Below are 23,487 nucleotides of genomic sequence, written 5' to 3' on the forward strand. Positions count from 1 at the left end.
CGCCCGGTCCTCAGCCACCGCACAGCGAATCGACGAGGGTCGCCCAGCGGGCTGAATGGGAGCACTGTTTGTTTTGGGTAAACATCTAACTTACCGTGAGTCGCGACACGCATCCGATCGAGTGTGTGTCGCGACACGCAGGAATCCGGGAGTCTCGTCGCGGGCTCCGGCGTGGATCCGGTCGCGGGGTGGCCGTGGACCCGGTCCTGACGAGTCCACGACCACCCTTCGATTGTCGTCCCCCTCGAGGCTGTCGACCAGGTTTTCACGGGGATGTCGCTTGTTCGGAGGACATGCAGACGATGATCGGAGATGTCCCTACTTGTGGGTAACCAGACCGTGCCGAGACGTCGAAATCGGGCGGGACTACCCTGGGGACCCGTGACCTCACACTATGACGTCGTTGTCCTCGGTGCCGGTCCCGGTGGGTACGTCGCAGCCATCCGCGCGGCGCAGCTGGGCCTGAAAACCGCAATCATCGAAGAGAAGTACTGGGGCGGTGTCTGCCTGAACGTGGGCTGCATCCCGTCCAAGGCCCTTCTCCGCAATGCCGAGCTTGCGCACATCTTCACGAAAGAGGCCAAGACCTTCGGCATCTCGGGGGAGGCGTCGTTCGACTTCGGCGCCGCGTTCGACCGCAGCCGCCAGGTCGCGGACGGCCGCGTCAAGGGCGTCCACTTCCTGATGAAGAAGAACAAGATCGACGAGTTCGACGGCCGTGGCACGTTCACCGGTCCGAACGCGATCTCCGTGGCGCTGAGCAAGGGCGGCACCGAGTCGGTCACGTTCGACAACGTCATCATCGCCACCGGCAGCACCACGAAGCTGCTGCCCGGCACCTCGCTGAGCAAGAACGTGGTCACCTACGAGGAGCAGATCCTCACCCGCGACCTGCCCGGCTCGATCCTCATCGTCGGCGCCGGCGCCATCGGCATGGAGTTCGGCTACGTCCTCAAGAACTACGGGGTCGACGTCACGATCGTCGAGTTCCTCGATCGCGCCCTGCCGAACGAGGACGCGGACGTGTCCAAGGAGATCGCCAAGCAGTACAAGAAGCTCGGCGTCACCATCAAGACCGGCGCGGCCGTCCAGACCATCGAGGACGACGGCACCAAGGTCACCGTCGCGATCAAGGACAACAAGTCCGGTGCGGTCGAGACGGTCGTCGTCGACAAGGTGCTGCAGTCCGTCGGCTTCGCGCCGAACGTGACCGGCTACGGCCTGGAGAACACCGGTGTCGCCCTCACCGATCGTGGCGCGATCGCGATCGACGAGCGGATGCGCACCAACGTCCCCGGCATCTACGCGATCGGTGACGTCACCGCCAAGCTGCAGCTCGCGCACGTCGCCGAGGCGCAGGGCGTCGTGGCCGCCGAGACGATCGGCGGAGCCGAGACACTCGAGCTCGGCGACTACCGGATGATGCCGCGCGCCACGTTCTGCCAGCCGCAGGTCGCCAGCTTCGGTCTGACCGAGGAGCAGGCGAAGGCGGAGGGCTACGACGTGAAGGTCGCGACCTTCCCGTTCATGGCGAACGGCAAGGCGCACGGCCTCGGCGACCCGACCGGCTTCGTCAAGCTGATCGCGGACAAGACCCACGGCGAGCTCATCGGCGGCCACCTGATCGGCCCCGACGTCTCCGAGCTGCTGCCCGAGCTGACCCTCGCGCAGAAGTGGGACCTGACGGTCAACGAGCTGGCCCGCAACGTCCACACGCACCCGACGCTGTCGGAGGCGCTGCAGGAGGCCATCCACGGCCTCGCCGGCCACATGATCAACTTCTAGGCCGCTCCGCGCCTCGTGCGCGCTTTGTGAGTCTCTGGACTCGCGAAACGCGCACGAGCGCCGCAGGTGCCTTCGGCGAGGGCGCCCGACCACACGGTCGGGCGCCCTCGTTTTTGTGTTCCGGGACTCATTCTCCCGCCCGCGCCGGGCTCGTGGTGAGTGCTTGTTCACGTCGACGAAATGTGCGAAATCAACTGGTGATCGACAGACATTCTGGCGCAACAACTTCCGCCTACTGTCTGCATCCATCGAATACCGCGCTGTATACGCGGTTCGGATACCGGGTTCACCAGCACTTCATTCCGCTCGCACGTTCCTCGACCGAAAGGCCCGTACATGCGTCACCTCTCGAAGCGCACTCTCGCCGCACCCGCCGCCGTCGCCGCTCTCGGCCTGGTCCTGACCGGTTGTGGCAGCAAGGCCTCCGACACCGCATCCGGCGACGCCGCCGCCTCCTGCGTGGACACCAGCGGTGACACGATCAAGGTCGGTTCGCTGAACTCGCTGTCCGGCACGATGGCGATCTCCGAGGTCACCGTCCGCGACTCGATCGCCCTCGCCGTCGAGGAGATCAACAACTCCGGTGGCGTGCTCGGCAAGCAGATCCAACTGGTCGGCGAGGACGGGGCCTCGGAGCCGACGGTGTTCGCGGAGAAGGCCGAGAAGCTCATCAGCAGCGACTGCGTCGCAGCGGTTTTCGGTGGGTGGACGTCCTCGAGTCGCAAGGCGATGCTGCCGGTGTTCGAGGACAAGAACTCGCTGCTCTACTACCCGGTGCAGTACGAGGGCCTGGAGGATTCGAAGAACATCTTCTACACCGGCGCGACGACGAACCAGCAGATCATCCCCGCGCTGGACTACCTCAAGGAGAAGGGCGTCAAGTCCCTCTGCCTGGTCGGCAGCGACTATGTCTTCCCGCAGACCGCGAACCGGATCATCAAGGCATACGCCGCGGCGAACGGCATCGAGATCAAGGGTGAGGACTACACCCCGCTCGGTTCCACCGACTTCTCGACCATCGTCAACAAGGTCCGCACCGCTGACGCGGACGCCGTGTTCAACACCCTCAACGGCGATTCGAACGTCGCCTTCTTCCGCGAGTACAAGAACGTCGGCCTGACCCCCCAGCAGATGCCGGTCGTGTCGGTGTCCATCGCCGAGGAGGAGGTCGGCGGCATCGGCGTGCAGAACATCGAGGGCCAGTTGACGGCGTGGAACTACTACCAGACCGTTGACACCCCGGAGAACAAGACCTTCGTCGAGGCGTACAAGGCGAAGTACGGGCAGAACAAGCCCACCTCCGATCCGATGGAAGCCGCCTACACCTCGGTCTACCTGTGGAAGAACACGGTGGAGAAGGCGAACTCGTTCGCGGTCAAGGACATTCAGGACAACGCGGACGGCGTCACCTTCGATGCGCCGGAGGGCACCGTCACCATCGACGGGTCGAACCACCACATCACCAAGACCGCGCGGATCGGTGAGATCCGCGGGGACGGACTGATCTACACGGTGTGGGATTCGGGCCAGCCGATCACCCCGGACCCGTACCTCACCTCGTACCCGTGGGCCGAGGGCATGAGCAAGCAGTAGCCACCGACATCCACACGGCGGCGGTGCCGCCCGTACCTACCGCGAAGCCGACCAGTAGAGAGGCAGGCATCTTCATGGATGTCGTGATCGGACAGCTCTTCACGGGACTGAGCATCGGCTCGATCCTGTTGCTCGCCGCATTGGGGTTGTCGCTGACCTTCGGTCAGATGGGCGTGATCAACATGGCCCACGGCGAGTTCATCATGGCGGGCAGTTACACGGCCTACGTGGTGCAGCAGGTGATCTCGAGCGCCACCGGATCGCTGTTCGTCTCCCCGGTGGTCGGCTTCGTCGTCGGTGGTGCGATGGGGGTCCTGCTCGAGACGACGCTGGTCAAGCGGATGTACCACCGTCCGCTCGACACGCTGTTGGTGACGTTCGGAGTCGGACTGATCCTGCAGCAGCTCGCCCGGGACATCTTCGGTGCGCCGGCGGTGAACGTTGTTGCCCCGTCCTGGCTCTCGGGTGGCGTCGAGATCCTCGGGGCGGTGGTCCCGAAGACCCGGATCTTCATCCTGGTGCTCGCGGTCGTCGCGGTGGCGGTGCTGGCGACCGCGCTCAAGCGGTCGCCGATGGGGCGCCGGATCCGCGCGGTGGTGCAGAACCGGGATCTCGCGGAAACCAGCGGGATCTCGTCGCGCCGCACCGACGTCACCACGTTCTTCATCGGATCCGGTCTGGCCGGTGTCGCGGGTGTGGCGTTGACGCTGATCGGGTCGACCAGCCCGACCATCGGGCAGAGCTACCTGATCGACGCCTTCCTGGTGGTCGTCGTCGGTGGACTCGGCCAGATGAAGGGTGCGGTGATCGCCGCGTTCGCGCTCGGCATCCTCAACTCGTTCATCGAGTACTCGACGACGGCGTCGATCGCGAAGGTGATCGTGTTCGTTGTCATCGTGGTCTTCCTCCAGGCCCGGCCGCAGGGTCTGTTCGCCGTCAAGACGAGGAGCCTGGTATGAGCGTCCTGACAAGTCCCAAGGCTCGGGTGTGGGGCGGCTTCGCGGTCGCTGCGGTGCTGCTGTTCGGGATCGCACCCGCGGTGCTGAGCGACTTCCGGCTCGGCCTGCTCGGCAAGTTCCTGTGCTTCGCGATCGTTGCCGTCGGAATCGGGTTGGCTTGGGGGCGTGGGGGAATGCTCACCCTCGGGCAGGGCGTGTTCTTCGGGATCGGCGCCTACGCGATGGCGATGCACCTGAAGATCGCCGACGCCCAGCTCAAGGGCGACGACGTGCCGGACTTCATGCAGATCGCCGGCAAGACCGAGCTGCCGGGCTACTGGCAGCCGTTCGCCTCCCCGATCGTGGCGATCCTCGCGATCCTGATCCTGCCGGGCCTGGTGGCGTTCGTGCTCGGCCTCGGGGTGTTCAAACGGCGCGTCAAGGGCGCCTACTTCGCGATTCTGTCGCAGGCGTTGGCGGCGGCGTTCGCGATCCTGCTGGTCGGCCAGCAGACCATCGGCGGCAGCAACGGGCTCAACCGGTTCCGCACCTTCTTCGGCTTCAACCTGGCCGATCCCGCGAACAAGCGGATGCTGTTCTTCATCGCCGCGGCAGTGCTGCTGCTGTCGGTGGCGTTGATCCGGCAGTTGATGAACTCCCGCTACGGGGAACTGCTCGTCGCGGTCCGGGACCAGGAGGAGCGGGTCCGGTTCCTCGGCTACGACCCCGCCAACATCAAGCTCGTCGCCTATGTCGTCGCCGCGTTCCTGGCGGGTGTCGCGGGCGCGCTGTTCGTGCCGATCGTCGGGATCATCTCCCCGGCGGACGTGGGAATCGTGCCGTCCCTTGCGTTCCTGATCGGCGTCGCGATCGGTGGTCGCGCCACCCTGCTGGGCCCGGTGCTCGGCGCGATCGGGGTGGCGTGGGCGCAGTCCGCGTTCTCCGAGTCGTTCCCGTCCGGCTGGATCTACGCCCAGGGGTTGCTGTTCATCGTGGTCGTCGGGTTCTTCCCCGCCGGCATCGCCGGAATGTTCACCCTGCTCAAGCGGCGTCGCACCGGCAGCGCACCCTCGCAGGCGACCGCACCCTCGCCCGATTCCGATCCCGCAGCGTCCTCCCCGGCGGAGGCGCCCGAGTCCGTGAAGGTGTCGTAGATGACCGAGACAGTGGTGACGGCGAAGGCTCCCGCGGCCGGTGGCAATGCCGGGATGTCGAGCGAGTACCTGGAGGTCCGCGGGCTGACGGTGACCTTCGACGGCTTCACGGCGGTCGACGGGGTGGATCTGACGCTGCTGCAGGGGGACTTGCGATTCCTGATCGGCCCCAACGGTGCGGGCAAGACCACCCTGGTCGACGCGATCACCGGGCTGGTCCCGGCCACCGGGTCCGCCACCAAGTCCGGGGTCGAGCTGATCGGGAAGAAGGTCCATCACATCGCCCGCCTCGGGGTGGGACGCACCTTCCAGACCGCGAGCGTGTTCGAGGACCTGAGCGTGCTGCAGAACCTCGACATCGCCGCCGGCGCAGGACGATCCGCGTGGACTCTGTTGCGGCGCCGCAAGGAGGTGCTGCCACAGATCGAGGAAGCCCTCGAGACGATCGGGCTCACCGCGCAGCGTGACACCCCCGCGGGGATCCTCGCGCACGGGCAGAAGCAGTGGCTCGAGATCGGGATGCTGCTGGTGCAGAACGCGGACGTGCTGTTGCTCGACGAACCGGTCGCCGGGATGAGCCTGGAGGAGCGGGAGGAGACCGGGAACCTGCTGCGCCGCATCGGTGGCGAGCGGACCGTCGTCGTCGTCGAACACGACATGGACTTCATGCGCGCCTTCGCGACGTCGGTGACCGTTCTCGCCGCGGGGAAGGTGCTTTCCGAGGGCACCGTCGCACAGGTGCAGGCCGATCCGAAGGTCCAGGCCGTCTACCTCGGCACCGGGCACGTGGACGGCACCGCCGTCGCACACACGGACGGCACCGGGCACGTGGACGGCACCGCCGTCGCCGCCCACGACACGAAGGAGGGCTGACCCATGCTGGAACTGGTCGACATCCGCGCCGGATACGGGCGCACCGAGGTGGTGCACGGTGTGTCGCTGACCGTCCCCGACGGCGGGGTCGCCGCGGTGATGGGGCACAACGGGGCAGGCAAGACCACCCTGCTGCGGGCCGCGGTCGGGCTGATCAAGACGACGTCGGGGAAGATCCTGTTCGGCGGTGAGAACATCACCGGGCTGCGGCCCAGCGCCCGCGTCGCCCGCGGGCTGGCGTACGTGCCGCAGGGCCAGCAGTCGTTCGGGCAGCTGACCTGTGCGGAGAACCTGCAGGTGGTCGCAGACGGCCGCAAACGCGGCAAGGCGCTGATCGCCGAGGTCCTCGACCTGTTCCCCGCACTGGCCGGTCTGCTCGACCGGCGGGCGGGGCTGCTGTCGGGCGGTCAGCGTCAGCAGCTCGCGATCGCTCGCGCCCTGATCACCGAACCCAAGGTCCTGATCCTCGACGAACCCACCGAGGGCATCCAGCCGAACGTGGTCGCCGAGATCGAACGCACCATCATCGATCTCACCCGGCGCGGCGACCTGAGCGTGCTGCTCGTCGAACAGCACATCGGATTCGCCCTGCAAGCCGCCCAGCACTACAGCGTCCTCGCTGCCGGACACGTCACCTCCACCGGCACCGGCGGCGCCGAGTCCGCCGACGCCGTCCGTGCGGCGATGGCCATCTGACCATGAGCACGACGGGGAAGGGCGACAACGGGGTCGTCCTCGAGACCACCGGTGAACCGCTGCGGGAGCGGGTGTATCGCGCACTCCGCAACGATTTGATGAGTGGACGGATCGGACCCTCCGAGCGCCTCGGCGAGGAGCGGCTCGCCGAGACGTACGGGGTCTCCCGCACACCGGTACGCGAGGCGCTGGCACGACTGCAGGCCGACGGACTGGTCGAACGTGACGTGCACGGGCTGTTCCCGTATCGCCCGCGGCTCGACGACCTCGCCGACCTGTACGAGCTTCGGATAACCCTGGAAATGAGGGGAATTCGTCGAATCCTGCACGGGGAGGCCGGTCGTCACGATCCCGAGGTCCTCGGTCCTGAGCTCGACCGGTGGTACGGATATCGCAAGGACACACCCGAACCGGACGCCGGGTTCGTCGCGCTGGACGAGCAGTTTCACATCACCCTGCTCGCGTCCTCCGGCAACGGCGCGCTGGTCGACGCGCTCGCGAACGTGAACGCGAAGGTCCGGCCGGTGCGGATGTTCGACTACCTGACGCCCGACCGGATGGCCGCCACCGTCGACGAGCACGTCGCCGTCGCCGAGTTGGTGCTCGACGGACACCTCCAGCGCGCACACGACGCGCTGCTCGCCCACATCGACGAATCCCGCGCGGTCGTGATCGAACGCGCCCAGCAGGCGCTGGCGCTGGCGCGGATGGCCAACGCCGTCCGCGACTGAACTCCGCCCGATGACCCCCGAAAGGCTGTGACATGACCGCCCTCTCCTTCGACACCCTCCTCGTCGCCAACCGCGGCGAGATCGCATGCCGCATCATGCGATCCGCCCACATCCTGGGGCTGAAGACGGTGGCGGTGTACTCCGACGCGGACGCGGCGGCCGCGCACGTGGAGATGGCTGACGTCGCGGTGCGGCTCGGGCCTGCGCCTGCGCAGGAGTCCTACCTGCGGGCCGACGCGGTGATCGAGGCGGCACTCGCCTCCGGGGCCGGCGCGATCCACCCCGGCTACGGATTCCTCTCGGAGAACGACGAGTTCGCGGTCGCCACCGAGGCGGCCGGAATCGCGTTCGTCGGCCCGACCCCGCAGCAGTTGCGGGTGTTCGGCAACAAGCACTCGGCGCGCGAGGCGGCTCGCGCGGTCGGTGTCCCCCTGGTGGCGGGCAGTGGTCTGCTCGACACGGTGACGGCGGCGCTCGCCGCGGCCGAGGAGATCGGGTACCCGGTGATGCTCAAGGCCGTCGGCGGCGGAGGCGGCATCGGAATGCAGGCGTGCTTCGACGCCGCCGACCTGCGCGGCGCCTACGACCGCGTGCAGCGGCTCGCATCCGCGAACTTCTCCTCCTCCGGGGTGTTCCTCGAACGGTTCGTTGCCCGCGCCCGGCACATCGAGGTGCAGGTGTTCGGTGACGGACTGGGTCGCACCCTCAGCCTCGGGACGCGGGACTGCTCGCTGCAGCGCCGCAACCAGAAGGTCGTCGAGGAGGCTCCGGCGCCGGGTCTGTCGGATGCCGTCGTGGAGCAGCTGCTCTCGTCGTCGCGGGCATTGGCCTCGTCGGTCGACTACCGGTCCGCGGGCACCGTCGAGTTCGTGTACGACGTCGACCGTGGGGAGGCGTCCTTCCTCGAGATGAACACCCGGTTGCAGGTCGAACACCCCGTCACCGAGGAGGTCACGGGGGTGGACCTGGTCGGGTGGATGCTGCGGTTGGCCGGCGGGGACGCGTCCATGCTCGACGCCCTGCCCGACAGTGGTCCGGCGATCACCGGTCACGCGGTCGAGGCACGCGTGTACGCGGAGGATCCCGGCCGCGACTACCGGCCGTCCGCGGGACTGCTCACCAGCGTGGAGTTCCCGGCACACACCCGGGTCGAGACCTGGGTCGACACCGGCACCGAGGTCAGCGCGCACTACGACCCCATGCTCGCGAAGGTGATCACCTCCGGCGCCACCCGGGCGGGTGCCTTCGCGGCCCTCGGTGAGGCACTCGGTGAGACCCGGGTGTACGGAATAGCCACGAATGTTCCTCAGTTGCAGGCGATCGCGACGATGCCCGAGGTCCAGGACGTCCGGCACACGACTGGCACCCTCGCCACCCTGCAGGTCGGGGGCGCCCGCGTGGACGTGCTGCGAGCCGGCACCATGACGACGGTGCAGGACCATCCCGGCCGCCTCGGCTACTGGGAGGTCGGGATCCCGCCGTCCGGTCCGATGGACGACCTGTCGTTCGCCCTCACCGCCGCTGCGGTCGGAAACCCGGCCGATGCGGCCGGACTCGAATGCACGCTGCAGGGCCCGAAACTGGAGTTCGCGGAGGAGACCGTGGTGTGTGTCGGCGGTGCCGACGTCCCGGTCACCGTCGACGGAGAACCGGTGCCGATGTGGGAACCGGTGACGGTGCCGGCCGGGGGAGTGCTCGACATCGGCACGCCCGCCGGTGACGGCCTGCGCACCTACCTCGCGATCCGTGGGGGTCTCGACGCGCCGAAGTATCTCGGCAGCGCCGCGACGTTCACACTCGGCGGGTTCGGCGGACCCACCGGCCGGGCCGTCGCCACCGGTGACGTGCTGACCATCGGTTCCACGGCGGGATGCGCCGCACCGGCGGCCGTCCCGACCGGCGACCGTCCCGTCCTCGCCCACACTTGGCACCTGGCGGTCACCGAGGGGCCGCAGCCGTCACCCTCGTACTTCACGCGCGAGGACATGGCCCAGTTCTACGACACCACCTGGACGGTGGCGGCGCACGCCAACCGGACCGGGATCCGGCTCGACGGACCGAAGCCGACGTGGTCGCGCACCGACGGTGGTGAGGCGGGTCTGCATCCGTCGAACCTGCACGACAACCCGTACAGCGTGGGCGCCCTCAACGTCTCCGGTGACACCCCGATCCTGCTGGGACCGGACGGGCCCAGCCTCGGTGGATTCGCGTGCCCGCTCACCGTCACCCGGGCGCACCGCTGGAAGCTCGGACAGATCCGCCCGGGCGACGGGGTCCGCTTCGTTCCGGTCACCGATGCGGGTGCGGACCTGCTGCGGTCGTCGAATCCCGTACGGGCGGCCCTGCTGCCGCCGTCGGCCGCCCATGCGGTCACCTCCGACGGCGGGGTGCTGGCGCACCGCGACGCGGTCCTCGACCGGCCCCGGGTGCGGTACCTGCGTGGCGGCGACGACAACATCCTCGTCGAGTACGGCGAGATGGAACTCGACCTGGGTCTGCGGATGCGGGTGCACGCGCTGTCCGAGGCGCTCGCCACCCGCCGGTTGCCCGGCCTGATCGACGTCACCCCGGGTGTGCGGTCGCTGCACCTGCACTTCGACCCGGACATGCTGCCGCCCTCGCGCCTGCTCGACGTCCTGCAGGACGTCGAGGAACTGCTCCCCGCCACCGGCGATCTCGTGGTGCCCAGCCGCACGATCCGGCTGCCGCTCTCGTTCGACGATCCGTCCATCGCCGCGGCGATCGACCGCTACCGGGCCGGGGTCCGCGACACCGCGCCGTGGTTGCCGTCGAACACCGAGTTCATCCGTCGCATCAACGGACTCGACTCCGTCGACCAGGTGCGCGACGCCGTGTTCGATGCCGAGTACCTGGTTCTCGGGCTCGGGGACGTGTATCTCGGTGCCCCGCTGGCGGTTCCGCTCGACCCGCGGCACCGGCTCGTCACCACCAAGTACAACCCGGCACGGACGTGGACGCCGTCCGACGCGGTCGGGATCGGCGGCAAGTACCTGTGCGTGTACGGGATGGAGTCGCCAGGTGGCTACCAGCTGATCGGGCGCACCGTACCGATCTGGTCCGGGTACCGCCAGCACGGTCCCTTCGAACAGGGCAGGCCGTGGCTGTTCCGCTTCTTCGACCGGATCGTGTGGGAGCCGGTGACGCCCGAGCAGTTGACCGAGTACCGCGCCGAGGCGCAGGCCGGCCGGTTCAACGCCGAGATCATCGACGGTACCTTCGCGCTCGCCGACCACCTGCGCTTCCTCGAGGACAACGCCGACTCGATCGCCGCGTTCAACGCCCGCCAGACCCGCGCTTTCGATACCGAGAAGGAGGCGTGGCGGGTGGCGGGCGAGTTCGACCGCGTCGAGGTCGCGCCTCCGGAACCGGAGGAGGTGGGCACCCTCGAACTGCCACCCGGCGCGGTCGCGGTCGAGGCGCCGATGGTCGGCACGGTGTGGCGCGTCGAGGTCGAACCCGGACACGTCGTCGAGCCCGGCCAGGACGCCGTGGTGCTCGAAGCGATGAAGCTCGAGATGCCCGTACCCTTCCCGAGTGGGGGCACGGTGCTCGAGGTGCTTGTCGAGCCGGGTGCGAAGGTGCAACCCGGTACTCCGCTCGTGGTGATTGGAGCCGCTTGAACATGAACGCAGTCAGCAACGCCGCTGTGCTGGAAGGGGCCTCGTCGCCCACCGACCGGGTGGAGCGGGCCTTCCGCCGCATCGCCGAGGTGGACCGGCCCGAGGTGTGGATCACGCTGCGCGCCGAGTCCGACGTGCTCGCCGACGCCCGAGCCGTCGAGGAACGCCTGGCGGCGGGGGAGACCCTGCCGCTCGCCGGGCTGCTGGTGGCGGTCAAGGACAATGTCGACGTCGCCGGCCTGCCCACCACCGCCGCGTGTCCCGAATTCGAATACCGCGCAACGGAAACCGCGAGCGGGGTGGCGCGCCTCGTCGAGCAGGGTGCGGTGGTCCTCGGCAAGACCAACCTGGACCAGTTCGCCACCGGCCTGGTCGGCACCCGCAGCCCCTATGGGGCGGTACGGAACGCGTGGGATGCCGAACGGGTCTCGGGCGGTTCGAGTTCCGGGTCCGCGGTTGCGGTTGCGCTCGGCATCGCCGACATCGGCATCGGAACCGACACCGCCGGATCGGGCCGGGTGCCGGCCGCGCTGCACGGCATCGTCGGACTGAAGCTGACCCTCGGCCTCGTGCCCACGCACGGGGTGGTGCCCGCCTGCGTCGACTACGACTGCCTGACCGTCTTCGCCGCCGACCTCGACGCGGCCGTCGCGGCGGCCCGGGTGATGGTCGGCCCGGATCCTCGGGATCCGCGCAGCCGGGTGTGGCCGGCGGATGTGCGACTGGCCGCCCCAACCGCGCCCGTCGTCGCGGTGCCGCGCATCGAGGACCTCGCCGACCTGTCCCCGGAGTACCTCGCCGCCTTCGGTGAGACGGTCTCCGCGCTCGAGGCCACCGGCATCCGGACGCGTACGGTCGACATCTCCGGTCTCCTCGACGCGGCCCGCCTGCTGTACGACGGCGCCGTCGTCGCCGAGCGCTACGCGGCGGTCGGGGAGTTCCTCGAAACCGCCCCCGCCGGAGCGGATCCCACGGTCGCGGCGATCGTGGCGGGAGCGAAGGCGCCGGCCGCCCACGATCTGGTCGGCGACCTGGACACGCTCCGCCGGGCGGAGGTCGCCGCCGCCGCGACGCTGGCGGGCTGCGATGCGCTGTTGCTGCCGACCACGACCGAGCACCCGACGATCGCCGCGGTGCAGGCCGATCCAATCTCGATCAACCGCCGGATGGGTGCCTACACGAACTTCTGCAACCTGCTCGACATGGCCGCCGTCGCGGTGCCGGGAACGGCGACCGCGCAGGGCGACCCGTTCGGGGTGATGTTCGTGGTGCCCGCGTTCGAGGACCAGGTCGCCGTCGATCTCGCGGCCCGATCGGGTGGAGTCGACGCTCCCGCCCTCGTCGAGGGCGGTGTGGACCTGGCGGTGTTCGGAGCGCATCTGCGGGGCCAGCCGCTGCACTTCCAGCTCGAGGAGATCGGCGCCCGTTTCGCCGGGACCGTGACCACCACCGACGCCTACCGGCTCTACGCGCTGGACACCGTCCCGCCCAAGCCCGGTCTCGTCCGGCGGGGTGAGGGGCTCGGGTCGCCGGTGGTCGGGGAGGTCTTCCGGGTCTCGCGCGCCGGGCTCGGCGGCTTCCTCGCGGCGCTGCCCGCGCCGATGGCACTGACCAGTGTCGAGTTGTCCGACGGCCGCAGTGTCGTCGGGTTCGGCTGCACCCACGACGCCGTCGACGGCGCCACCGACATCACCGATCACGGCGGCTGGGTGGCCTACCTCGGATAGGCGGCTGCGCCGCTCGTGCGCGGTTTGCGAGTCCCGAGACTCGCAAACCGCGCACGAGCGCGTCAGCGCCTGTTGTCGTATTTTTCCTGGTCGGCGAGGATGCCGGGCATCTGGGCCTCGACGAACTCGATCAGTCCGAGCAGGCGCTCGGCGACCTGCTCGCCGCGCGCGGTGAGGCTGTATTCGACCTTCGGCGGGATCGTTTCCTGGACGTCGCGGTGCACGAAGCCATCCCGCTCGAGCTGCTGCAGCGTCTGCGAGAGCATCCGCTCGCTGACCCCGTCGACCCGTCGGCGAAGCGCGCTGAAGCGGTAGGGTCCCTCGCCCAGGGCGACCAGTGCGAGGGTTCCCCATCGGCCGGTGACCGCGTGGATCACGTCGCGCGACGGGCAGGCGCGCTCGAACACGTCGGCCGCGAAGTCGAGGCCGGGTTCGGATTCCGGCAGGTCGGGGACACTCATGCGCCCAGATTACTACCAGCGAATCGGATAGCGCTAACAAGATAGATTGCACTTACGAAAAATAAGTGCATGATGGAAGGTGCGACGCATGAAGCGTCAACCCGTCTGTTGGAGGAGCATCCCGTCATGACCATCGCCGTCACCGGAGCAACCGGACACCTCGGCCGTCTCACCGTCGACGCCCTGCTGGCGCGTGGCGCGGCACCCGCCGACCTCGTCGCGGTGGTCCGCGACGCGGACAAGGCGGCAGACCTCGCCGCCAAGGGCGTGCAGGTGCGGGTCGCGGACTACAGCGACCCCGCGGCGCTCGAAGCCGCCCTCGCCGGCGTCGACAAGCTGCTGCTGATCTCCGGCAGCGAGATCGGGCAGCGTGTCCCGCAGCACACCAACGTGATCAACGCCGCCAAGGCCTCCGGTGTCGGGTTCATCGCCTACACCTCGCTGCTCGACGCGCAGAACAGCCCGCTCGGAATGGCAGCCGAGCACAAGGCCACCGAGGACCTGCTCGCCGCGTCCGGCATCGACCACGCCCTGTTGCGCAACGGCTGGTACTGGGAGAACTACACCATGGACGTCGCCGGGACCGTCGAACGCGGTGCGCTCGTGGGTGCCGCGGGCGAGGGCCGGGTCGCCGGAGCCGCCCGCGCCGACTTCGCCGAGGCCGCCGCCGTCGTGCTGCTCGCCGACGACCAGGCAGGCAAGGTGTACGAACTCGGCGGCGACGAGCGGCTCACCCTCGCCCAACTGGCCGAGAAGATCTCCGAGGCCGCAGGCAAGACCGTTGTGTACCAGGATCTTCCGACCGAGCAGTACCAGGCGGTGCTCGAGGGCGCAGGGATGCCCGCCGTCTATGCCGCGTTGCTCGCCGGCTCCGACGCCGGTATCAAGGTCGGTGCACTCGACACCGAGAGCGGTGACCTGCAGCGGCTCATCGGCCGCAACGCCACGCCGGCCGTCGACGTCGTGCGTGCCGCCATCTGATTCCCGCCTCGGCCGAAGGGCACCTTCGTGCGGTTCAACCGCGCGAAGGTGCCCTTCGGCCGCTCTGATGCAGGTGGTTGGTGCCCACTCAGCGGAAGGTGTCGCGTCCGATGCGGAGGGTGTCGATGGTGGTGGCGAGCATGTCGTACTGCCCGACGAGCAGCACGAACTCGATCATCCCGCGTTCGTCGAGGTGGACGGCGAGCGCGGACCAGGTGTCGTCGCCGATGTTCTTCGTGCCGATCAGCTCGTCGACCGCAGCGAGCATCGCGCGGGTGCGGTCGCTCCAGCCGTCGGCGTCCGGGCCGATGAGCACCCGGGCGAGCAGTTCGGCGGTGACGCCGGCGCGGCGGCCGAGCCGGATGTGGTGGTCCATCTCGTAGTCGCAGCCGCGCAGGTGTGCGATTCGCAGGATCACCAATTCCGTTTCGTGCCGGGAGATCCGACCCCCGGGCCGCAGGACGGTTGCCGCGAAATGCAGCCAACCGCGGTAGGTGCCGCCCGCGCGGCCGAGTGTGCTGAACACCTTCGCGTCGGGTGTGCCGGACGCGAGTGAGACGACCCGCCACACGACCCAGTTGACCGGCCCGAGCCGGCGCAGGCGTCCGGGGGCGATCCGCGCGCTCATCGGGTCCGGTCCGGGAGCTGCGGCAGTCGCGTGGTGAAGCGCGCGCGCTCGGTGCGAGCGATCGCCAGGGCCGCAGCCATCCTGGGCTGCGGACGAAGGTCGATGACGCGCTGCGCAGGCACGCGCAGGTGCACGACGCCGCCGACCCAGCCGGGCGCGTAGATCCGTCTGCGGCGCAACGCGATTCCCTTCTCCAGTGCCGATACCGCCGTCTCCATCGGAGACACCGCCGTGAACATGCCCGACCATTTGATCTTGTCGGCGGCGGCGCTGTCGAACCCGATGGTGATCATCTCGGTGTCGATCTCGCCGAGGTATCCGACGCCGACGCGGGTGCCGAGGTGACGCATCTCCACGCGCAGCGTGTTGCCGAGCGCCTCGACCGCGGCGGCCGTCGCGTTGTACGCGCCGAGCAGCGGCAGGTGGACGGCCGCTGCGCCGGCGGTGACGAGCAACGCGTACCCGTTCGCGTGGCCGAGATGCTCACCTGCGGCGCGCAGTGTGTGGTAGGTCCCCATCAGGTTGACCTCGACGATCTGCCGCATCACCTCCGGGTCGCCGCCGACCATCGGCAGCTGCGCCCCGACACCGGCGTTCGCGACCACCACGTCCAGGCCGCCGAGCTCGTCGACCAGTTCGGCGACCGCGGCCTCGACCGCGGCGCGGTCGCGGACGTCGCAGTGACGCCACGGTGCCCGGCCGCAGGTGACGGCGACCTGGTCGAGTAGTTCCGGTTCGAGTCCGAGCAGCGCGACCCGGGCGCCGCGCCGATGCAGGCGGCGGGCGAGCGCCGCGCCGATGCTGCGGGCCGCGCCGGTGACGATGACCCGGCGCCCGGCCAGCTGCTCGTCCAGCCCCCTTGCCATGGCGTCCCCTCAGGTGTTTCGTGGTGCGACGGTGCATTTCGTCCGATTGGCAAACTAACACCGGACCTGCGGCATCCGGTGCACATTGGCGGCTCCGCCGCCCGGTGGCATTCTCTGCACCGGAAACCGCAAGCACGTCACCGCAGGCCCGAAGCGCCCCGACGGCTCGGTCGATGTGCCCTACCCTTCAGATATGGGCATTGCCCGTCGGGTGGGGGTGGTGGTTGCCGCGCTGCTGTTGGGCACGGGGACGCTCGCGAGCGCCACGGCCGACCCGATCACGGATCTGATCCACCCGCCGCACGATCCCGCGCTGGTGGCGCCGACCCCGCTCGACGACCCCTGGTACGACCCGCCGCCGGGATTCGAGTCGGCGCCGCCGGGAACGGTCCTCGCCGCCCGGCCGGTGACGGTGCGCCCGCTGGTCACCCTGGTCTCGTCGACGGAGGTGCTGGTGCGGTCCACGGATTCGAAGGGGCGCCCGGTCCCGGTGGTGACCACCGTCATCGTCCCGGCCGCGCCGTGGACCGGGCCGGGGCCACGGCCGGTCGTCGACTACAACATGGCGATCGACTCACTGGGCAACACGTGTGCACCCTCCTACCAGATGCCGCGCGGGCAGGCCCTGGAAGTGGTTGGAGTGCAGTACTTCCTCGCCCGGAACTACGCGGTGGTGGTTCCCGACCATCAGGGCCCACGGCAGGCATATGCCGCGGGCCGGATGGCCGGGCACGCGGTGCTCGACGCCGTCCGGGCCGCGGTCTCGACGCCCGCGTTCGGCCTGACTCCGGACGCACCGGTCGCGATGACCGGGTACTCGGGCGGTGCGATCGCCACCGGGTGGGCGGCGGAACTGGCGCCGACCTACGCGCCGGAATTGCGCGTCGTCGGCGCGGCGCTGGGCGGCACACCCGCCGACTACAACCTGCTGCTCGGGTCGCTGGACGGCAGGAACCTGGCGTCGGGGGTGCTGCTCGGCGCCACCCTCGGGGTGGCCCGCGAGTACCCGGAGCTGTACCCCCTGTTCAACGACAACGCCTGGCGGCTCGGGTCTCTCGCCCGTGACCTGTGCCTGTTCGGCTTCGCGGTTCCCGGTGCGCTGGTGCCGATCCGTGCGCAGCACCTGTCCGACGTGCCCGACGTCGTGCACAACCCGGTGGCGCAGGCGGTGATCGCGGACAACCGGCTCGGCGCGCAGGCCCCGGCCGCGCCGATCCTGCTGTACCACGGCCGCCACGAGTTCTGGATCACCCGCCAGAACGCCGAACATCTCTACGCGGACTGGTGTGCGGGCGGCGCCGACGTCCGGCTCGCCGAGTATCCGGGCGAGCACCTGATCGTCGCGATCGCCGGGATTCCCGAGGCGTACCACTGGATCGACGCACGGCTCGCCGGGGTGCCCGTCGAGCCCGGCTGCTCGAGCGTCGTGCGGTGATCGGTCGGGTCGCCCCCGATCGGTTGATCTTCGGGGGCGCTGTGCGGTGGATCAGTCGGTCGCCATGGAGCCGAGCCGGGCCAGCAGCGGTGCTGCCTCGACGAGCTTGACGGCGTCTTCCGGGCTCATGTCGGCGAGCAGCCTGCGGACGCCGTCGGTCCACATTTCGTCTATCCGCTGGTTGTTGCGCACGGCCAACGGGGTCTGGTGCAGCCGGTGCGAACGTCCGTCCCCGGGGTCGGCCCGCCTCTCGACCAGTCCGCGCTCGACCAGGTGGCGCACGGTGGTGCTCACGTTGCTGCTCTGCAGGCCCAGCAGTCGGGCGATCTCGGACACGGTGCTGCCCGGCCGCTCCGCCAGGACACGGAGTACTTCGATCTCGGACTGGGGGAGCCGCGACAGTCCGGCTTCCTGCTCGCCGAAACGGCGCAACGTCCACACCAGTGACCGGGCGGTCTGCGCCAGGTGCCGGGCGACCTCGTCGCTCACGACACGGTGTTCGCCGTCACCTGCGACCGCTGAATTCGACACGAGACCAGCTTAGTCGGTAATCTAGATATAAGTTTAGATCTAAATCTAGACATTCTTTTCCGGACTCGGGCACGAAGGGCTGATGTGAACCAGCAAGGAAGCGACATTGCATTGGACGCGCCAGACCTGGCGCACGCCGATCACCCGGGGGTCGCGTCCTCCCCGGTTCCTCCGAGGTTGATCGCGACGCTGGCCCTGCTGGCCGCGGTCGCGCCGCTCGCCATCGACATGTACCTGCCTGCCTTCCCCGAGATGGCCGACGAGTTCGGCACCGGCGCGTCCGCGGTGCAGTTGACCCTCACGACCTTCCTGATCGGCCTGGCACTGGGGCAGCTCGCCTTCGGTCCGCTGTCCGACCGGTACGGCCGTCGCCCGATGCTGCTCATCGGCACCCTGGTGTGCACGGTGTTCAGCGCGACATCCGCCCTCGCGCCCACCATCGAACTGCTCGCCGCGTCTCGCTTCCTGCAGGGCTTCGCCGGCGCCGCGGGCATCGTGCTCGGACGTGCCGTGATCTCCGACCGCGCCACCGGTGCCGCCGCCGGCAAGCTGTTCGGTCTGCTGGTTGCCGTCAACGCGGTCGCTCCCGTCGTCGCGCCGCTGCTCGGCGGCGTGTTCGTCACCAACTTCGGGTGGCGCAGTGTGTTCTGGGTGCTGACGGTGCTGTCCGCGCTGATGTTCGTGGCCGTGCTGGCACTGGTCCCCGAGACGCTTCCGAAGGAGGAGCGGACCACCGGGGGTGTCTCCGCGATGCTCGGTGACGCTCGCACCATCCTCGGCAACCGACGCTACGTCGGGTTCACCCTGGCGTACGCCTTCGCGTTCGGCGTGATGTTCGCCTACATCTCGGCGTCCCCGTTCGTGCTCCAGGACGTCCACGGACTCGCGACGGGCTGGTACACCGCCGTGTTCACCGTCAACGCCCTCGGCCTGGTCGTCTTCAGCATCCTCAACAACGTCGTCGTCGGCCGGATCGGTGACCGGGCGACCCTGCGGATCGGCCTCACGTCGCTCGCGGTGTTCGCGGTCCTGATGCTGATCAACGCGCTCGTCGGCCCGGCGCTGTGGCTCACCCTGATCGCCATGTTCGGCACCATGGGCAGCCTCGGTCTGGTCATCGCCAACGCGACCACGCTGGCGCTCGGCGAGGCGCACCACCACGCAGGCACCGGTTCGGCGGTCCTCGGCGCGCTGCAGTTCCTTCTGGCCGCACTGATCTCGCCCCTCGTCGGCATCGGCGGCGAGGACACCGCTGTCCCGATGGCCGTCGCCATGGTCGTCAGCGTCGTCATCGCCCTCGGTGCCCTCACTCTCACCCGCGGGCGCACGGCGAACCACGCCGCCTAGGGTCCTCGCCGACTCGTCCGGTCCGAACCCGTCCGAGACGCAGGCGCCGAGCCGCCCCGGATCACGCAGATCCGGGGCGGCTCGCGTCGAAAGGGTCTCGCCCCGGTCAGGTCTCGGCGATCAGGTACGGCGACACCGAGCTGCGGTGCTCGTTGATGTCGAGTTCCTTGCCGAGCGGCGGGAACGCCCGCTGCGGGCAGTTGATGCGTTCGCAGACCCGGCAACCCGCACCGATCGGTGTTGCGGCGGCGTCGGATTCGATGTTCAGTCCGTCGGCGTAGACGGTGCGATGCGCATGCCTGAGTTCGCAGCCGAGACCGATCGCGAACGTCTTGCCGGGTTGCCCGTATCGGGTCGCGCGCCGCTCGACGGTGCGGGCGATCCACAGGTAGCTGCGCCCGTCGGGCATCTGCGCGATCTGCGTCATGATCTTGCCGGGGTAGGCGAACGACTCGTACACGTTCCACAACGGGCAGGTGCCGCCGCTGGTGGAGAAGTGGAATCCGGTGGCGGACTGTCGCTTCGACATGTTCCCGGCCCGGTCGACGCGGACGAACGAGAACGGCACCCCCCGCAGCTTGGGTCGCTGCAGCGTGGACAGTCGGTGACAGATCGTCTCGTAGGACTGCGAGAAGAACGCCGACAGTCGTTCGATGTCGTAGCGGAAGTCCTCGGCGATCTCGTGGAACTGGCTGTACGGGAGCACGGTCGCGGCGGCGAAGTAGTTGGCCAGGCCGAGCTTTGCCAGGGACCGGGAGGCGTCGGAGGTGAAGTTGCCCTCGTCGACGAGCTTCTCGATCAGGTCGCCGCACTCGAGATACGCAAGTTCCGCGGCGAACTTGAACACCTTCTGCCCGCCGGACAGGTGCGGAGAGATCTCCAGCACCCGGGCCTCCGAGTCGAAACGGTGCAGGACGCCCTCGCCGAGGTCGATGCGCTGGACGATCTGCACGTCGTGCGTCACCTGTAGTCGCTTGGCGATCTCACCCGCGACGTCGCCACGGTGGAATCGCATTCGAGCAGTGAGATCTTCTGCGGCCGTGTCGAGCTCGTGCAGATAGTTCTGGCGCTGGTAGAAGTAGTCCCGGACTTCCTCGTGCGGCATGGTGATCGAGCCGGAGCCGCTGCCGTCGCTGTACCGGTCCTCGGTCGCGGCGGCCAACTGCGCGGTCGTGTTGCGGTACCGGCGGTGCATGTTCACCACCGCCCGCGCCAGAGACGGGTGCGCGGAGACCATCTCGGCGAGCTCCTGAGGGTCGGCGTCGATGCCCATCTCCTGGTCGAGGGCCACCTCGCGCAGCTCGGCGATCAGCCGGGTGTCGTCCTGGGAGGAGAAGAAGGTGGTGTCGACGCCGAACATCTCGGTGATGCGCAGCAGGACCGGGACCGTCAGCGGCCGCACGTCGTGCTCGATCTGGTTGAGGTAACTCGCCGAGATCTCGAGGGTCTTGGCCAGCGCAGCCTGGCTCATGCCCCGTTCGGTGCGCAGCTGGCGGAGGCGTGCCCCCACGAAGGTCTTGGCCATCACACGAGGCTAGAGCCGCTCCCGATCCTTCGCAACCAAGGGTTAGCACGATTAGCTCCATTCCTTCACGGTGCTGGCGGTCCGTTGTCCCGGGCGCGTCCGCCGCGGCCGCGGTTCGGTGGCGCCCCGCACCTGTCGGTGGCCGATGGCATTCTGTCGGGCTGGCCACGACGCGGCCGGCGAGTACGTCGGAGCCGCGTACTCGGTGACCGCCGACTATGTCAGCCGCAAGCGCAGCGCGCCGATGGGTGCGCCCGTCGCGGGTTTCTCGGACCTTGATCGCTCGGTGACCCGGGAGTAGCCGCGGATGAGACGGCGTCAGGCCCAGGGATTCTCGCGCGCGAAGACGGTCGGGAAGCTCAGCGCGACGCCGTCCGCCTCGGCGAGCCGGGTCAGGACCGTCATCGTGCGGTCCAGGTCGTCGCCTGCGTAGGGGAGCGCGCGCAGAGGTTCGTCGAGGGGGCGGAAGAAGTCGTCCCAGTGGATCAGCACGGCGCGGCGGGCACCGACGGTCCGGACGGTCTCGTGCCAGTACGTCTCGATGTACTCCACGGACTGCAGGCCGAGTTGCCCGACCCCGAGGTAGGCCACCTCGGCCTCGCGGCCGGCGAGGGCGCCGGGGACGTGTCCCGCACTGCCCTGGATCAGGGCAGTGCGGCCGGACACGATGTGGCGCAGAACGATCGACCAGGCGTCTCCGCAACGGAAGGCCGACGCGCGCACCGGGGTCCGTACCGGGGCGGTGATCGCGCCGGGGAACCGGTCCGGCGGGCAGTGGTGCGACGGCACGAAGGTGGCCTCGAAACCGCCCAGCGTCAGCGGCTCCGACGCGGTCACGACCATGACCCGGTCGTCTGGGAGACCGTGCCCGCGACCGAGCTGCGCCGCCGAAGCTCCGCCGACCAGCGTTGCGCCGGTCCGTTCCGCGACCGTGGCGGAGTCCAGCGCGTGGTCGAAGTGGGTGTGCACCGGGAGCACCGCATCGAGATCGGTGATCCCGGTTCGGTCCAGGACCGAGGAGATCCGCGTCCGGTCGGGCGCGATCCGGCCCAGCCCCACCCGTGCCAGCGACGGCCGGCTGAAATACCCGTCCGTGAGGATCGCGGACGAGCCGTCGTCGATCAGCAGGCTGGAGACACCGAGGAAGGTGACGGCGAGACCGTCCTTGGCGGGAGGCACGTCGAACCGGTCGAGGTACGCATGGATGTCGGGGCGTCCGAGGCGCAGTCGCATGCCATCGGACGGTACGGCTTCGCCGCGGCGCCGTCAGCGTTTCATCGACCAGACCGCGGTCACCGGTTCGTCGACCTCGGCGCTCCGATCCCCGGGTCGATCCGTATCGGGCCCGCCGCCGACGGCGCCACCGGAAAGTTGAATATCGCCGTCGGCAGGTACACCGTCGAGCACGAGTTCGGGATGTCGACGACGCCGGACAGGCGGCCCTCGATCGGGGCGGCGCCGAGCAGCAGGTAAGCCTGTTCGGGGCTGTAGCCGAACTTGGTGAGGTAGTCGATCGCGTGCAGACACGCCCGCTGGTACGACAGGTGCGAGTCCAGATAGCGCTGCTCGCCGTCGAGGGTCACCGACGTGCCGGAGAAGGCCAGCCACTCCGAGTACTGCGGGTCGGTGTTGCCGGGCATGAAGATCGCGTTCTCGGAGACACCGTAGGTGTCCATGCCACCCTTGATCAGGTCGACGCGCAGGTCGATGAAGCCGCCCATCTCGATGGCGCCGCAGAAGGTGATCTCGCCGTCACCCTGGGAGAAGTGCAGGTCCCCGACCGACAGGTTCGCGCCGTCGACGAAGACCGGATAGAAGACGCGGCTGCCCTTGGTGAGGTTCTTGATGTCCTGGTTGCCGCCGTTCTCCCGCGGCGGGGCGGTGCGCGCGGCCTCGCCCGCGACGCGGGCGTGCTCGTCCTCAGGGAGCGATCCCAGCACCGCGTCGCGGGGCTCCGGCGGAAGGGCAAGCGGCGGAACACGATCGGGATCGGTGGCGATGAGGGCGCCCTCGCGGGCGTTCCACTTCGCGAGCAGTGCCGCGGACGGCGCGGTGCCCATCAATCCGGGGTGGACGATGCCGGTGAACGACACGTGCGGCACGTGCCGCGACGTCGCGGTCTGCCCGGAGAAGTCCCAGATCGCCTTGTAGGCGTCGGGGAACTGCTCGGTGAGGAAGCCGCCGCCGTTGCCGCGCGCGAAGATTCCGGTGTATCCCCAGCCCTGGCCTGCGAGCGGACCCGAGTCCTCCTGCGGGATCGGGCCGATGTCGAGGATGTCGACGATCAGCAGGTCGCCGGGCTTGGCGCCCTCGACCGCGAACGGGCCCGACAGTGTGTGCACGGTGGTCAGCGGGGCATTCAGGATGTCCTCGGCCGAGTCGTCGTTGTGGATCGCGCCGTCGAACCACTCCCGGCAGTGCACGCGGAACGAGTCCCCGGGCTTGACGGTGACCGCCGCCGGGATCTCCGGATGCCAGCGGTTGTGGCCGACGAGCGCCTGGTCGGTGAACTTCTTCGCGGAGTCGAGCGGGAACAGCAACTCGGGCATGGGTTCTCCTTATCCGGTGCGTGAAC

At 69.1% G+C, this 23,487-nt stretch carries 20 protein-coding genes; 13 read left to right on the forward strand and 7 right to left on the reverse strand.

The features are described from left to right. The first annotated feature begins 381 nt into the window (after positions 1-381). The 9 genes from lpdA (at position 382) to atzF (ending at position 13,138) form a co-directional block, all read left to right on the forward strand. Complete coding sequence (gene lpdA / locus ACWDUM_RS22890; RefSeq protein WP_450116644.1) at positions 382-1,785, forward strand: dihydrolipoyl dehydrogenase; 1,404 nt, start codon at positions 382-384, stop codon at positions 1,783-1,785. A 336-nt stretch (positions 1,786-2,121) separates the two neighbouring features. Continuing rightward, complete coding sequence (gene urtA / locus ACWDUM_RS22895; protein ID WP_450135752.1) at positions 2,122-3,378, forward strand: urea ABC transporter substrate-binding protein; 1,257 nt, start codon at positions 2,122-2,124, stop codon at positions 3,376-3,378. A gap of 74 nt (positions 3,379-3,452) precedes the next feature. After that, positions 3,453-4,337 (forward strand): urea ABC transporter permease subunit UrtB, encoded by an 885-nt coding sequence (urtB, locus tag ACWDUM_RS22900; protein ID WP_450135753.1) that lies wholly within the window; start codon positions 3,453-3,455, stop codon positions 4,335-4,337. Continuing rightward, the gene (gene urtC / locus ACWDUM_RS22905; RefSeq protein ID WP_450135754.1) at positions 4,334-5,470 is read left to right on the forward strand and encodes an urea ABC transporter permease subunit UrtC; all 1,137 of its coding nucleotides are present in this window, start codon (positions 4,334-4,336) and stop codon (positions 5,468-5,470) included. The genes urtB and urtC overlap by 4 nt, the downstream gene beginning before the upstream one ends. After that, the gene (gene urtD / locus ACWDUM_RS22910; RefSeq protein ID WP_450135755.1) at positions 5,471-6,343 is read left to right on the forward strand and encodes an urea ABC transporter ATP-binding protein UrtD; all 873 of its coding nucleotides are present in this window, start codon (positions 5,471-5,473) and stop codon (positions 6,341-6,343) included. A gap of 3 nt (positions 6,344-6,346) precedes the next feature. Continuing rightward, positions 6,347-7,039: an urea ABC transporter ATP-binding subunit UrtE gene (gene urtE, locus ACWDUM_RS22915; protein WP_450116639.1), complete on the forward strand. Its 693-nt coding sequence runs from the start codon at positions 6,347-6,349 to the stop codon at positions 7,037-7,039. A gap of 2 nt (positions 7,040-7,041) precedes the next feature. Next, positions 7,042-7,770 carry a GntR family transcriptional regulator gene (locus ACWDUM_RS22920; protein ID WP_450135756.1) on the forward strand — a complete coding sequence of 243 codons (729 nt, stop codon included), beginning with the start codon at positions 7,042-7,044 and terminating at the stop codon, positions 7,768-7,770. Between the two features lie 32 nt (positions 7,771-7,802). Next, positions 7,803-11,411: an urea carboxylase gene (uca, locus tag ACWDUM_RS22925; RefSeq protein WP_450135757.1), complete on the forward strand. Its 3,609-nt coding sequence runs from the start codon at positions 7,803-7,805 to the stop codon at positions 11,409-11,411. 2 nt (positions 11,412-11,413) lie between these two features. After that, positions 11,414-13,138 carry an allophanate hydrolase gene (gene atzF, locus ACWDUM_RS22930; protein ID WP_450135758.1) on the forward strand — a complete coding sequence of 575 codons (1,725 nt, stop codon included), beginning with the start codon at positions 11,414-11,416 and terminating at the stop codon, positions 13,136-13,138. A gap of 62 nt (positions 13,139-13,200) precedes the next feature. Here the strand turns inward: atzF and ACWDUM_RS22935 are convergent, their stop codons facing one another. After that, positions 13,201-13,599, reverse strand: a complete 399-nt coding sequence (locus tag ACWDUM_RS22935; protein ID WP_450135759.1) for a winged helix-turn-helix transcriptional regulator — start codon at positions 13,597-13,599, stop codon at positions 13,201-13,203. 126 nt (positions 13,600-13,725) lie between these two features. Between ACWDUM_RS22935 and ACWDUM_RS22940 the strand changes: the two genes are divergently transcribed. Further along, positions 13,726-14,580, forward strand: a complete 855-nt coding sequence (locus ACWDUM_RS22940) for an SDR family oxidoreductase (RefSeq protein ID WP_450135760.1) — start codon at positions 13,726-13,728, stop codon at positions 14,578-14,580. An 88-nt stretch (positions 14,581-14,668) separates the two neighbouring features. On the opposite strand, the gene ACWDUM_RS22945 is transcribed toward ACWDUM_RS22940, so the two are convergent. Together ACWDUM_RS22945 and ACWDUM_RS22950 are read right to left on the reverse strand one after the other, a co-directional pair. Next, the gene (locus tag ACWDUM_RS22945) at positions 14,669-15,208 is read right to left on the reverse strand and encodes a carboxymuconolactone decarboxylase family protein (protein ID WP_450117028.1); all 540 of its coding nucleotides are present in this window, start codon (positions 15,206-15,208) and stop codon (positions 14,669-14,671) included. Further along, positions 15,205-16,074, reverse strand: coding sequence for an SDR family NAD(P)-dependent oxidoreductase (locus ACWDUM_RS22950; protein WP_450117029.1), 870 nt, complete (start codon positions 16,072-16,074; stop codon positions 15,205-15,207). The genes ACWDUM_RS22945 and ACWDUM_RS22950 overlap by 4 nt, the downstream gene beginning before the upstream one ends. A gap of 193 nt (positions 16,075-16,267) precedes the next feature. Between ACWDUM_RS22950 and ACWDUM_RS22955 the strand changes: the two genes are divergently transcribed. Further along, on the forward strand, positions 16,268-17,509 hold the full coding sequence (locus ACWDUM_RS22955) for a lipase family protein (protein WP_450135761.1): 1,242 nt from the start codon (positions 16,268-16,270) through the stop codon (positions 17,507-17,509). Between the two features lie 51 nt (positions 17,510-17,560). Here ACWDUM_RS22955 and ACWDUM_RS22960 read toward each other — a convergent pair whose 3' ends face one another. Next, positions 17,561-18,040 (reverse strand): MarR family winged helix-turn-helix transcriptional regulator, encoded by a 480-nt coding sequence (locus ACWDUM_RS22960; RefSeq protein ID WP_450117031.1) that lies wholly within the window; start codon positions 18,038-18,040, stop codon positions 17,561-17,563. A 111-nt stretch (positions 18,041-18,151) separates the two neighbouring features. Here ACWDUM_RS22960 and ACWDUM_RS22965 point away from each other — a divergent pair, with 111 nt between their 5' ends. After that, positions 18,152-19,387: a multidrug effflux MFS transporter gene (locus ACWDUM_RS22965; protein WP_450135762.1), complete on the forward strand. Its 1,236-nt coding sequence runs from the start codon at positions 18,152-18,154 to the stop codon at positions 19,385-19,387. A 106-nt stretch (positions 19,388-19,493) separates the two neighbouring features. Here the strand turns inward: ACWDUM_RS22965 and ramB are convergent, their stop codons facing one another. Beyond that, on the reverse strand, positions 19,494-20,912 hold the full coding sequence (gene ramB, locus ACWDUM_RS22970) for an acetate metabolism transcriptional regulator RamB (RefSeq protein WP_450117033.1): 1,419 nt from the start codon (positions 20,910-20,912) through the stop codon (positions 19,494-19,496). Positions 20,913-21,057: 145 nt separating this feature from the next. Here ramB and ACWDUM_RS22975 point away from each other — a divergent pair, with 145 nt between their 5' ends. Beyond that, positions 21,058-21,213, forward strand: a complete 156-nt coding sequence (locus tag ACWDUM_RS22975; RefSeq protein ID WP_450135763.1) for a hypothetical protein — start codon at positions 21,058-21,060, stop codon at positions 21,211-21,213. 17 nt (positions 21,214-21,230) lie between these two features. On the opposite strand, the gene ACWDUM_RS22980 is transcribed toward ACWDUM_RS22975, so the two are convergent. After that, positions 21,231-22,145 (reverse strand): MBL fold metallo-hydrolase, encoded by a 915-nt coding sequence (locus ACWDUM_RS22980; protein ID WP_450135764.1) that lies wholly within the window; start codon positions 22,143-22,145, stop codon positions 21,231-21,233. A 59-nt stretch (positions 22,146-22,204) separates the two neighbouring features. Continuing rightward, the gene (fmdA, locus tag ACWDUM_RS22985; RefSeq protein WP_450135765.1) at positions 22,205-23,461 is read right to left on the reverse strand and encodes a formamidase; all 1,257 of its coding nucleotides are present in this window, start codon (positions 23,459-23,461) and stop codon (positions 22,205-22,207) included. Positions 23,462-23,487 lie beyond the last annotated feature (26 nt).

It is taken from the genome of Rhodococcus sp. NPDC003322 (genome assembly GCF_053589555.1).

What these genes read in the sequence shown, in the direction of transcription:
- urtA (WP_450135752.1), top strand. Translation starts at nt 2,122, where the DNA reads ATGCGTCACCTCTCGAAGCGCACTCTCGCCGCACCCGCCGCCGTCGCC.
- urtB (WP_450135753.1), top strand. Translation starts at nt 3,453, where the DNA reads ATGGATGTCGTGATCGGACAGCTCTTCACGGGACTGAGCATCGGCTCG.
- urtC (WP_450135754.1), top strand. Translation starts at nt 4,334, where the DNA reads ATGAGCGTCCTGACAAGTCCCAAGGCTCGGGTGTGGGGCGGCTTCGCG.
- urtD (WP_450135755.1), top strand. Translation starts at nt 5,471, where the DNA reads ATGACCGAGACAGTGGTGACGGCGAAGGCTCCCGCGGCCGGTGGCAAT.
- urtE (WP_450116639.1), top strand. Translation starts at nt 6,347, where the DNA reads ATGCTGGAACTGGTCGACATCCGCGCCGGATACGGGCGCACCGAGGTG.
- ACWDUM_RS22920 (WP_450135756.1), top strand. Translation starts at nt 7,042, where the DNA reads ATGAGCACGACGGGGAAGGGCGACAACGGGGTCGTCCTCGAGACCACC.
- uca (WP_450135757.1), top strand. Translation starts at nt 7,803, where the DNA reads ATGACCGCCCTCTCCTTCGACACCCTCCTCGTCGCCAACCGCGGCGAG.
- atzF (WP_450135758.1), top strand. Translation starts at nt 11,414, where the DNA reads ATGAACGCAGTCAGCAACGCCGCTGTGCTGGAAGGGGCCTCGTCGCCC.
- ACWDUM_RS22935 (WP_450135759.1), bottom strand. Translation starts at nt 13,599, where the DNA reads ATGAGTGTCCCCGACCTGCCGGAATCCGAACCCGGCCTCGACTTCGCG.
- ACWDUM_RS22940 (WP_450135760.1), top strand. Translation starts at nt 13,726, where the DNA reads ATGACCATCGCCGTCACCGGAGCAACCGGACACCTCGGCCGTCTCACC.
- ACWDUM_RS22945 (WP_450117028.1), bottom strand. Translation starts at nt 15,208, where the DNA reads ATGAGCGCGCGGATCGCCCCCGGACGCCTGCGCCGGCTCGGGCCGGTC.
- ACWDUM_RS22950 (WP_450117029.1), bottom strand. Translation starts at nt 16,074, where the DNA reads ATGGCAAGGGGGCTGGACGAGCAGCTGGCCGGGCGCCGGGTCATCGTC.
- ACWDUM_RS22955 (WP_450135761.1), top strand. Translation starts at nt 16,268, where the DNA reads ATGGGCATTGCCCGTCGGGTGGGGGTGGTGGTTGCCGCGCTGCTGTTG.
- ramB (WP_450117033.1), bottom strand. Translation starts at nt 20,912, where the DNA reads ATGGCCAAGACCTTCGTGGGGGCACGCCTCCGCCAGCTGCGCACCGAA.
- ACWDUM_RS22975 (WP_450135763.1), top strand. Translation starts at nt 21,058, where the DNA reads ATGGCATTCTGTCGGGCTGGCCACGACGCGGCCGGCGAGTACGTCGGA.
- ACWDUM_RS22980 (WP_450135764.1), bottom strand. Translation starts at nt 22,145, where the DNA reads ATGCGACTGCGCCTCGGACGCCCCGACATCCATGCGTACCTCGACCGG.
- fmdA (WP_450135765.1), bottom strand. Translation starts at nt 23,461, where the DNA reads ATGCCCGAGTTGCTGTTCCCGCTCGACTCCGCGAAGAAGTTCACCGAC.